The organism is Bacteroides sp. CAG:633 (assembly GCF_000435115.1).
In the GTDB taxonomy this organism is placed as follows: domain Bacteria; phylum Bacteroidota; class Bacteroidia; order Bacteroidales; family Bacteroidaceae; genus Bacteroides; species Bacteroides ndongoniae.
On record NZ_FR883133.1, the window covers coordinates 1 to 10,194 of the forward strand.

Consider the following 10,194-nt stretch of genomic DNA (forward strand, 5'->3'; position numbering starts at 1 on the left):
CAGTGCCAGTCTGGTCTATGTGCTGTTGCTGCTGATTCTGTTAGTGGTGCCTGCCGTGGGCATATCGGGACTGGTGCATGCCCAGATGCAGAGTCGCTTGGGCGAGATAGCCATCCGCAAGGCTTATGGAGCCTCTAATGCCAACATCATCGGTCACTTGTTTGCCGAGAGCCTGTGTACCACCTTGATAGGCGGTTTGCTGGGCTATGCCTTGTCGTGCGTGCTGGTGGTGGCGGGCGGTACGTGGCTGTTTGGTACGGGCGGTGTAGAGTTGGAAGGCATCTTGTTGGGCAGCGACCTGCTGCTGCGGCCTTCGTTGTTCGTGGCAGTGCTGGCGGCGTGCCTGGTGTTCAACGCACTGTCTACGCTGCTGCCGGCCTGGATGGCGGTACACCGCAACATTTCATACACATTAACGGGAGGAGAATAAGATTATGTGGAGACAAATATACAGACAGATGTGGAACCAACGACGTGCCAACGCATGGCTGTGGGTGGAGTTGTGTATCGTAACCGTACTGTTGTGGTATGGTATCGATTTAGTGTATAATTACGAAGGAGCTGCCTGGCAGCCCAAGGGTTACGACACGTCGTGTGTGTTCGACCTGACCGTGGGGGCCAAACCATTGGAAGTCATCAACGATGCCGATAACCAGCGGGCGGGGAAAGATTTCGCTTACCTGTACAACTTGATTAAGGACTATCCCGGCGTGGAGGAAGTCTGTGCCTATCACGGCAGCATTCCCTATACGGGCGATGCAATGTTAGAGGGTTATGCCTCTCATACCGATTCGGCGCATGTGGTGTCGTGTTTCATCCGTTATGTCACACCTTCTTATTTCAAGGTGTTCCGCCTGAAACCCATTGCCGGACAATTAGACGAAGCTCACTGGTCGCCGGCTGAATATCCCATGCCGGCCTTGATGAGTGTGGACTTGGCAGATTCCTTGTTCCATCAGCCCAACGTGGCCGACGCTGTAGGCAAGACCTGTTTCAATCCCTACTGGTTGAAGCGGGATAATCCGGTGACCAATTATCGGGTGGCTGCTGTCCTGCCCCGGCACAAGCTGGACGATTACGAGCGCTACGAACCGTTTATCTATCTGCCTGCCCAGCAGGCTTTCTGGTGGCAGCATGTGGCGATACGCGTTGCTCCCGATCAGGTAGCCGGTTTTGCCGAGCGTTTCCGCAAGGATATGCAGCCGGTGTTCGACCGGGGCATCTTCTACCTGAACACCATCCGTTCGTACGATGACATGAAAGAAGCCTACGACATACAGCAGGGCACAGTGAACTACCTGAATACGGTCTATGCAGTGGTGGCCTTTTTCCTGTTCAATATCTTCCTGTGCGTGTTTGCCACTTTCTGGTATCGCACCCGCAAGCGCCGTTGCGAAGTGGCTCTGCGTATGGCTATGGGCAGCAGCCGTCGCACGGTGATGGGACATTTCCTGCTGGAAGGTCTTGCACTTCTGCTACTGGCAGCCGTTCCGGCTTTGCTCATCGCTTTCAACATTCAGTTGGCCGACCTCACGGTACACACGCTGGTCGATGTTTCGGCTACCCGTTTTGTGGGATGTTTCAGTGCGGCGTTGCTGCTGATGGCACTGATCATTCTTGCCGGTATCTGGTATCCTGCCCGTCAGGCGATGAAAGTGCAGCCCGCCGAAGCGTTGCACGACGAGTAGTCCACGCAGATAAAGAGGGCGTTATTTTTTCCCAGTTAGGAAAAAAATATTCCCCAGTTAGCAAAAAATTTTTTCCTAACTGGGGAATTTTTCTTTCTTGTTTTCAGGAGTTATATGTCATTCCGTCCGTTTGCAGGCATTCACCTGGAAGAATTCGTTGAATATGGTTTCGTAGTTGCCATGCAGCAGGATGTGATGATTTCCCAACGGGTTCTTCAGGAAATAATCGGCCGGTGAGTTCAGGCGGACACGTACCTGCGTGCGGCACATGTTGATGTAGTTGGTGTTCTCCGTCAGGGTGCCGGTAGTCAGGTAGTATTCGTCCAGGCATTCGCCTCCGCATTTGACGATGGTCACGTCGCCCGTAGGCAGCAATCCCTGGATGCCGATGCTCTGTTCCGTTTCAAAATGGCTGCGAAGGATGAATTTCTCGGTCTGTTTCAGTCCTACAGTGCAGTGGGCCAATACGATTTCGTTGGTACGTGCGTTGATCATGGAAGGATTGGCCATGAATGACCCTTTTCCCGTAAGGGTTTTTACCACCAGCATGGTAAAAACCGACTGCAAGTCGCCTTCGCATCCGGCAATGATGCCCTCGTCGTTCAGCAGCGACAGGGCCATACATCCGGTCGATCCGGTCAGTTCAATCAGTTTGAAGCAGCTCAGCGTCAGTGCAGACAGTCTTTCTTCTTCGGCAATCCGTTTCACTGCTCTGTAGATTTTCATGGCCTTCAGCATGTCGTCGGCCGATGCTTCACGGCAGGCTAAAGCTTCTCCGGCCAGCTTGGCAGCAGCTTCACCCACTTCGTCGTCAGAGAGCGCATTGGCATATTCGGCCACACGTTCCAAAGGTATATCGACGTACTCAATGTCCCATCGCCGTTTAGCCAGCAGATAATCCACATTGCTGGCAATCAGCCAGCTTGACGGTGTACCGATCACTCCGATGCGTGACCCGGAAATCTGCCTTTGTGCCTTGAAGTTGTTGTACATCACGAAGATGCGTTTCACTATCTCTGTCAGTTCGCCATGCAGTATTTCGCTTTTCATGCCTCTGGCTCGTAGCCATGACGAAATCTCAAGGGCGGAGGCCAGTGAGTTTTGCATCCCGTCGGCCAGCAGGATGGCAGGGCGTGGCAGCGACTCGAAATGTTGGATAACCAACCGCTCGACTCCTCCGGTTGCAATGAACAACAGGCAGAAGTCATCGGATGTTACTTTCCCAATATCTTGATAGTCAATGAAATTTAGAGTGAAATATTTTTCAAGTTCAGTCAATACCGTTTCGTGCGAACTGCGAATGGATATTTGCCTGTGCAGTGTAGATGCAAATGTAATCAGATTGAGGACCATGATATTATTTTTGGTTTTAGCTATTAACGGTTTAGTAACTCAAAGGTAAGGCTTTCTTTTTATTTGGCATAACGTTTTTAATATAGATAAGGTTTTTAAAGTTTTTATGTCTGCTGTTTCCGTTGATTCCAAATAAATCGCTACTTTTGTGCCTTTAAACAAAAAGAATGCAAATTGTTGAATAATAGAAGAAGATTTTAAAGTTCGAATCATGCCTAAAATATCTATTCGTGGAACAGAGATGCCCGCTTCGCCTATCCGCAAGCTGGCTCCTCTGGCAGATGCAGCCAAACAAAGAGGAATACACGTCTTTCATCTGAACATCGGACAGCCCGACCTGCCCACGCCGCAGGTGGCGATCGATGCGATACGCAATATTGACCGGACTGTCTTGGAGTATAGCCCGAGCCAGGGATACCGCAGTTACCGCGAAAAGCTGGTGGGTTATTACGAAAAGTACAATATACACCTGACTGCCGACGACATTATCATTACGTCCGGCGGTTCCGAGGCGGTGCTTTTCTCGTTTATGGCCTGCCTGAACCCGGGAGACGAAATCATCGTTCCCGAGCCGGCGTATGCCAACTACATGGCGTTTGCCATTTCGGCGGGTGCCAAGATTCGCACCATTGCAACGACCATTGAAGAGGGATTCTCGTTGCCGAAGGTGGAGAAATTCGAAGAACTGATCAACGAGCGTACCCGTGCCATCCTGATCTGCAACCCGAACAATCCGACCGGCTATTTGTATACCCGTCGCGAGATGAACCAGATACGCGACCTGGTGAAGAAGTACGACTTGTTCCTCTTCTCCGATGAGGTGTATCGTGAGTTTATCTATACCGGTTCGCCTTACATCTCGGCTTGCCATCTGGAAGGTATCGAGCAGAATGTGGTGTTGATTGATTCTGTTTCCAAACGTTACTCGGAGTGCGGTATCCGTATCGGTGCTCTGATTACGAAGAACAAGGAGATACGCGATGCTGTGATGAAGTTCTGTCAGGCACGTCTCAGTCCTCCGTTGATTGGGCAGATTGCTGCCGAGGCTTCGCTCGATGCCGGCGAGGATTACTTGCGCGATACGTACGACGAATATGTAGAACGCCGTAAATGTCTGATTGATGGTCTGAACCGTATTCCCGGTGTTTATTCGCCCATTCCGATGGGTGCCTTCTATACGGTGGCCAAACTTCCGGTCGACGATTCCGACAAGTTCTGTGCCTGGTGTTTGTCCGAGTTCGAATACGAAGGGCAGACAGTGTTCATGGCTCCGGCTTCGGGTTTCTATACCACTCCGGGAGCCGGGCGCAATGAAGTGCGTATTGCTTATGTATTGAAGAAAGAAGACCTGACCCGTGCCCTTTTTGTACTGCAGAAAGCGCTTGAGGCCTATCCGGGGAGAGTAGACTGATGAGTCTTTCCTTGTTTCTAGCCAGACGTATTTATCGGGGAGACGATGCCGGTCGGCGGGTCTCCCGTCCGGCGGTGCTGATTGCTATGACAGGCATTGCCATCGGGCTGGCGGTGATGATTATTACCGTGTCGGTGATAGTGGGCTTTAAAAGTGAGGTACGCGAAAAGATAATCGGTTTCGGTTCGCACATACAAGTCACCAATCTGGAACAGGCCCGCTCTTACGAGACTTTTCCGGTAGTGGCCGACGATAGTCTGCTGGCCATACTTTCCGACTATCCCGAGGTGAGCCATGTGCAGCGCTACTCCACCAAGATGGGAATGGTAAAGACAGCTGAGGCTTTTCAAGGTATGCTGCTGAAGGGCATCGGACCGGAGTATGACCTGTCCTTCTTCCGGAATCATCTGTTGGAAGGGGAGTTTCCGCAGTTCAGCGATTCGGCTTCGTCCAACAGGGTGGTTATCTCGAAATCGCTGGCCGACAAACTGAAGTTGAAGCTGGGCGACAAGATTGATACGTATTACATACAAGACGATATCCGTGCCCGTCGGTTGAAAATTGTGGGTATTTACCAGACCAATCTGGCCGAGTATGACAATCTGTTTATGCTGACCGACTTGTGCCTTGTGAACCGTTTGAACAAATGGGAGTCTGACCAGGCGAGCGGCATTGAGCTATCTTTGCGCGATTACAATCGTCTGGAAGAGATGACCTACGAGATTGGGGACGACCTGAATGGAGTAATCGACCGTTTCGGACAGGAATACTGTGTGCGTAACATCGAACAGCTCAATCCTTCCATCTTTGCCTGGCTCGGCATTCTGGACGTCAACATCTGGGTGATTCTGGTGCTGATGATCGGTGTGGCCGGCTTTACCATGATTTCGGGCCTTCTGATTATCATTATCGAGCGCACTTCGATGATCGGTGTGCTGAAGTCTTTAGGAGCCAACAATGATACCATACGCCGACTGTTCCTGTGGTTTGCCGTCTTTCTTATCGGGAAAGGCATGCTGTGGGGCAATGCTATCGGACTGGCTTTCTACTTCGTACAGCGTCATTTCGGATTGTTCAAGCTCGATCCTGAAACCTATTATATGGACACCGTCCCTGTATCTTTCAACATCTGGCTGTTTCTGCTGCTGAATGTGGGCACGTTGCTGGCTTCGGTGCTGATGCTGCTGGGACCCTCGTACCTTATTACGCGCATCCATCCGGCCAATTCCATGCGTTACGAATAGGAAGTTCTATTGTACCCGCTTGCATTTTCCGCTGAACCGACGGATTTCCAGTTTGATGATTTCGGTGCGATGAAAAGATTTCTCTGCATATTTCAGCCCAACGGTCGTATCGTTGGGCGAATATTTTTGTAGCAACAGCTGTAAGGCATGTTTCCGCTCTTCAGCCTCCAGTCCGATACGAGCCTGACAATCCAGCACAATACTTTCATAACCGGTAGTGAATTTGTTGGAAACAACATGCGTAGCTCCAACTATGCAGAATGAAACCTCCGGATGAGCAGCGATGCAGCGTAGCTTTCGGCCTTGCGGAGCACAGTGCAGGTAGATGGCATCTTTGCCGTCCCATACATAATTGATGGGGATTCCGTATGCGGCTTTCCCCGCTTCATCGGTCATGGACAGCACTCCGTATTCTCCTTCTTTCAGCAAGGCGTATGCACGTTCGTTGTCCAAAAGGCGGTCTTGTCTTCTTACTGCTTCGTTTGTATATTCCATCATTCATTCTTTTTTAGGAAGAGTTTGTTAGGGCGTACTTAGGGAGCAACAGGAAAGCATATAATCACTTCCGCAGGAATTCCCGCTTGTCGCGGAAAAGGTAAAACAGCTTCCAGCACAAGGATTGGAGTGGCTGGAGGATGTCAATCAACGGAAGTGTCAGCCGATAGCGATATTGCTCGTTCAGCGACTTGGCCGTGGAGTTTATTACCAGTGCCTGGACGATGAAGCGAATCAGGAAAAGCAGCACACCGATTCCGGCAACCAGCCAGTGGAAATGAAGAATGCCCCACACAGTCATAGCGATCCATGCCGCATAGAACAGCAGACGGCTGAAAGTTTCGAACCCTGCCAGCCAGCGTTGCAGGCCTTTGTATTGGCGGGCTGTCGAAGCATACCCTATTTTTTCCTCACGCCAGTCTTTGCTTCTGTAGACGGGTTGCATCCGTACTGCAGCCTCTGGGGCCGTCTCTACCCGTGTATTGTTACCGTTGGCAACCTGATTGACGAAGAGGTCGTCGTCGCCGCGTCGCAGATTCAGATGGGCAGAAAATCCTTTTTGGTCGTAGAAGAGCTGTTTCCTGTAAGCCAGGTTTCGCCCGATGCCCATATACGGATGTCCGCCCAGAGCAAATCCCAGATAGCGCATGGCGGTGAACAGACTGTCGAAAGCTGTGCAGCGGTGAAGCCAGCTTTTTCCGCGTTCGTATCCGCTGTAGCCCAGTACGACTCCGGTATGCGGTGTAAAGTTGCGTGCCATCAGGCGTAACCATTGATTGCTTTGAGGCTGGCAGTTGGCTTCGGTCAGCACCAGCCAGTCGTGACGCGAGGCACGGATGCCAAGGGTGACGGCCAGCTTCTTGCGGCTGATGTAGCGCGACGAGTCGGGCACAAAGCTGTGGTATAGGTTACGGTACTGCTCTTCGAGTTGCAGCAGATAGTCTTCGCTTTCGTTCTTCTCGCCGTCGTTGATGACGATCACCTCAAAATCCGGATAGTCCTGTGCCAGTATGGCGGGCAGGTTGCGGCGCAGATTCTCCACTTCGTCGTGTGCACAGATGATGACCGACAGAGGAGGAAGCTCCTGAGTAAAGTGAAGTTCGTTACGTTGCTCCTTGCGGTTGCGCCGCCCGATACGGCTGTAGAGGACAAGGTAGTAGATGATCTGAACGGCTAACAGAATGCCGGCTGCCATGAGCAGATATTGTTCGGTAGAATTGATGGCAAATGTTTCCATTGAGTTTGCGATAGTTGAATAATGTAACGTGCAAAAGTACAAATTTTCGTCCACACCTTGTACTGCCTGTCCTCTCTTTTTCTTACTTCGCTGTCAGTACGGGCACCGTCAGAAAACGGCAAGCAGGGAAGTGACGGGTCAGGTAGCGTTGCAGGTACTGCTGGGTATCTTCCTGAATGGTGGTGTCCTCGATGGTCGGGTACAGGTTGTAGAGTACGGTATGGAGTTCGATGCCCCGTCGGGCTACGGCTTCCAGACTCAGCAGGGTGTGGTTGATGCTGCCCAGCTTGCCTGAGGTGACAAATACCAGCGGATAACCCTTCTCGGCAATGTAGTCGATGGTCAGATACTCGTCTTTCAGCGGAACCATCAGGCCACCGGCTCCTTCCACCAGGACGGTCTCGTAGCGGCGGGCCAGTTCAAGCGTGGCTTGTTCTATTTTGGCAAAGTCAATAGGACGCCGGTCAATGCGTGAGGCCAGGTCGGGCGATGCCGGATAGGAGAAGATTTCGGGCATGGTCAGTCCTTCCTTGTCTTCGGGCAGGTAGCCGGTACCCATCAGACGGCGGTGCAGGTCGATGTCTTCGCTGTGACCTACGTTGCCGGTCTGGATAAATTTCTGGGTAATGACCCGTTTGCCTTCCTTGATAAGCTGCTCCGCATACCAGGCGGTGCAGTACGATTTTCCGGCATCCGTATCGATGCCGCTGACGAAATAGATGTTGTTCGTATTCATAATTGAATGTTTTTTTAAGTACAAAGTTAGTGTTGGGTGCGTGTGATTTTAAGGGGCTGCTTTTTTAGGCACGGATTACACGGAAAAACACGGAGGTAGAAAAAGGGTAATAATAATCCGTGAAATTCCGTGTAATCCGTGCCTGAAAAGTCAATACGTTCCTCTCTTTTATTCTTAATTAAACACACACTCTTTATTGCTTATATCGGCAAATCACATAAATCGGCTGGTACGTCAGGCTGATTCCTTCGGCCGAACTGAAGCGGTTACGGTATTCGTCGCAGAACGTTTGCAGGCGTCCGCGGCTCCAGGTGTGCTTCTCGGTTCCCGTGACGCCGGTCATGCGCAGGTGGTGCAGCACGTCGATGGGCGTAGGGAAGTGCAGCACAGCTTCCTCTTCTTCGAGGTACAGCACTTCGTAACCAGCGGCTTCCAGTTCCTTTTTCAGCTGTTCGGGAGGCGTGTATTCCAGTCCGTTGCCGGTCAGTGTGCGTATCTCGTGCAGGTTGCGCAGCCCGAATGTGCTGAATGCCAATACGCCGCCGGGACGAAGCAAGGCGGTGCTGCGGCCGAAGAAATCGGCTGGTGCGACGAACCATTGCAGGGTGGAGCACGAGGTCAGCAGGTCCAAGCGGTCGGGCAGGGGACAGGTTTCGGCATCACCTGCTTCGAAGCAGACACCGCTGTTGCCGGTCAGTTCCGTCAGGCAGAAGCGCATCTCTGGGCAAAGGTCGTTCAGATGCAGCAACGACGGATGCCAGGTGTCGAATAGTAGTTGCGAGTAAAGTCCCGTACCGCAGCCGAACTCGGCAATGCGGTCGAAGCCGGCATCGGGCACGTTGCGTTGTAGCAGGCGAATCATCTTCTCGGCTACCTGTTGCTGTACGCGTGCTTCGCGGCTGTAAGTGGCACGGGCACGGGCAAATCGTTCGGCGATCAGTTGTTTGTCCATCGGTCTTGCAAGTAATGTTTAAAGAGTGATTCCTGATAATGTGCATCCTCGGTTTGCATTGCCACAGTGCCCAGTTCGTTCCAGGCATTCAGCTGGTTGGCAGGCGGGATGATACGGTCGTTGCTTCCTACGACAGCTTCGGTCCACTTCAGCGTGGGCTGTGGCTGTCCGGCATATTGTCGGGCGATGCAGTCCAGCTCGTCGCGTACCTCTTCCAAAGGCCGGCGGGGAGTACGGCTCAGAAAGTCGCGGAAAGCAGCACTGTCGGCACACATGCGTCGCAGAAACTTGTGGAGCGAAGCCCCCGTCAGGCCTTCCAGTGTTCCCTGGAAGATGACAGGCGGAATGCCTCGCCGTTCGTCGATGGGGAAAGGGGTTCCGTTGATGGCCGTACTGCTGCCAATGTTCAGGCCGAGGGTGGGGACAACGTGCGATGCTGCCCATACGCCCATCGACCAGCCTACGACGTGTATCTCGGCGTAACCTTGGAGCAACGATGCGTCGAAGTCCAGTGTCCGGTAGTCGTAGCACAGCATGAAGTCCATGCCCTGCGGACGGTAGTGGCTGAACGGTGTCTCGTCTGCCGCCCATCCGGCAAAGAACAGCAGCAGCTTCGGATGGTTTTCGTGGATGATATATACTTGTTTCATTTCTTGGTTGAACTTGTAGGTTGATGATCTGAATCAGGTTGCAGTGACAGTCACTGCCCGGTTTATTAGGGGTTATCCGCCATAAACTGACAATTTATCGCCTTTAAACTCACAGTTTACCGGCTTTAAACTGACAGTTTATTGCCTTTAAACTGATAATTTATCGCCGTTAAACTGGAATAATCTCCGTAGCTTCAGAGAGGAATCTGGTCGATTTCCTCTTCCGTCAGTGCAGCCGTCAGCGAGAAGCGGATGCGCGAAGTTCCTTCGGGCACCGTAGGCGGGCGGACAGGCAGTGCGTAGAAGCCGTGGCGTTGCAGGTTCTCGGCTCGTATCACGGTGTCGGCACTGGGCCCTACAATCATGGGGACAATCTGGCTGACGCTGGGCGTGGTGTATCCCTGTTCTGCCAACCGGCTGCGCAACCG

At 52.2% G+C, this 10,194-nt stretch carries 11 protein-coding genes; 4 read left to right on the plus strand and 7 right to left on the minus strand.

Annotated elements, in window-relative coordinates; all coding sequences use genetic code 11:
- On the plus strand, positions 1-430 hold a 430-nt coding region (locus tag QVP67_RS12930), incomplete at its 5' end, for an ABC transporter permease (RefSeq protein ID WP_288180189.1).
- Between the two features lie 4 nt (positions 431-434).
- Positions 435-1,688, plus strand: coding sequence for an ABC transporter permease (locus QVP67_RS12935; protein WP_022163984.1), 1,254 nt, complete (start codon positions 435-437; stop codon positions 1,686-1,688).
- A gap of 117 nt (positions 1,689-1,805) precedes the next feature.
- Here the strand turns inward: QVP67_RS12935 and QVP67_RS12940 are convergent, their stop codons facing one another.
- Positions 1,806-3,041, minus strand: coding sequence for a hypothetical protein (locus tag QVP67_RS12940; protein WP_022163985.1), 1,236 nt, complete (start codon positions 3,039-3,041; stop codon positions 1,806-1,808).
- A 211-nt stretch (positions 3,042-3,252) separates the two neighbouring features.
- Here QVP67_RS12940 and QVP67_RS12945 point away from each other — a divergent pair, with 211 nt between their 5' ends.
- Positions 3,253-4,452, plus strand: a complete 1,200-nt coding sequence (locus QVP67_RS12945; RefSeq protein WP_022163986.1) for a pyridoxal phosphate-dependent aminotransferase — start codon at positions 3,253-3,255, stop codon at positions 4,450-4,452.
- Positions 4,452-5,696, plus strand: coding sequence for an ABC transporter permease (locus QVP67_RS12950; RefSeq protein WP_022163987.1), 1,245 nt, complete (start codon positions 4,452-4,454; stop codon positions 5,694-5,696). Before QVP67_RS12945 ends, QVP67_RS12950 begins: the two co-directional genes overlap by 1 nt.
- A gap of 6 nt (positions 5,697-5,702) precedes the next feature.
- Here QVP67_RS12950 and QVP67_RS12955 read toward each other — a convergent pair whose 3' ends face one another.
- From QVP67_RS12955 to QVP67_RS12980, 6 genes are all read right to left on the minus strand, one after another.
- Positions 5,703-6,191, minus strand: coding sequence for a pyridoxamine 5'-phosphate oxidase family protein (locus QVP67_RS12955; protein ID WP_022163988.1), 489 nt, complete (start codon positions 6,189-6,191; stop codon positions 5,703-5,705).
- Between the two features lie 64 nt (positions 6,192-6,255).
- Positions 6,256-7,428, minus strand: a complete 1,173-nt coding sequence (locus tag QVP67_RS12960) for a glycosyltransferase (RefSeq protein ID WP_022163989.1) — start codon at positions 7,426-7,428, stop codon at positions 6,256-6,258.
- 82 nt (positions 7,429-7,510) lie between these two features.
- The gene (bioD, locus tag QVP67_RS12965) at positions 7,511-8,164 is read right to left on the minus strand and encodes a dethiobiotin synthase (protein WP_022163990.1); all 654 of its coding nucleotides are present in this window, start codon (positions 8,162-8,164) and stop codon (positions 7,511-7,513) included.
- Between the two features lie 193 nt (positions 8,165-8,357).
- The gene (bioC, locus tag QVP67_RS12970; RefSeq protein WP_022163991.1) at positions 8,358-9,116 is read right to left on the minus strand and encodes a malonyl-ACP O-methyltransferase BioC; all 759 of its coding nucleotides are present in this window, start codon (positions 9,114-9,116) and stop codon (positions 8,358-8,360) included.
- Complete coding sequence (locus QVP67_RS12975) at positions 9,101-9,766, minus strand: DUF452 family protein (protein WP_022163992.1); 666 nt, start codon at positions 9,764-9,766, stop codon at positions 9,101-9,103. Before QVP67_RS12975 ends, bioC begins: the two co-directional genes overlap by 16 nt.
- Before the next feature lie 194 nt (positions 9,767-9,960).
- Positions 9,961-10,194, minus strand: a 234-nt coding sequence (locus QVP67_RS12980) for an aminotransferase class I/II-fold pyridoxal phosphate-dependent enzyme (protein ID WP_288180190.1), incomplete at its 5' end; no start/stop codon positions are given.

Coding starts and splice junctions, on each gene's coding strand:
- QVP67_RS12935 (WP_022163984.1), top strand. CDS start 435: ATGTGGAGACAAATATACAGACAGATGTGGAACCAACGACGTGCCAAC.
- QVP67_RS12940 (WP_022163985.1), bottom strand. CDS start 3,041: ATGGTCCTCAATCTGATTACATTTGCATCTACACTGCACAGGCAAATA.
- QVP67_RS12945 (WP_022163986.1), top strand. CDS start 3,253: ATGCCTAAAATATCTATTCGTGGAACAGAGATGCCCGCTTCGCCTATC.
- QVP67_RS12950 (WP_022163987.1), top strand. CDS start 4,452: ATGAGTCTTTCCTTGTTTCTAGCCAGACGTATTTATCGGGGAGACGAT.
- QVP67_RS12955 (WP_022163988.1), bottom strand. CDS start 6,191: ATGGAATATACAAACGAAGCAGTAAGAAGACAAGACCGCCTTTTGGAC.
- QVP67_RS12960 (WP_022163989.1), bottom strand. CDS start 7,428: ATGGAAACATTTGCCATCAATTCTACCGAACAATATCTGCTCATGGCA.
- bioD (WP_022163990.1), bottom strand. CDS start 8,164: ATGAATACGAACAACATCTATTTCGTCAGCGGCATCGATACGGATGCC.
- bioC (WP_022163991.1), bottom strand. CDS start 9,116: ATGGACAAACAACTGATCGCCGAACGATTTGCCCGTGCCCGTGCCACT.
- QVP67_RS12975 (WP_022163992.1), bottom strand. CDS start 9,766: ATGAAACAAGTATATATCATCCACGAAAACCATCCGAAGCTGCTGCTG.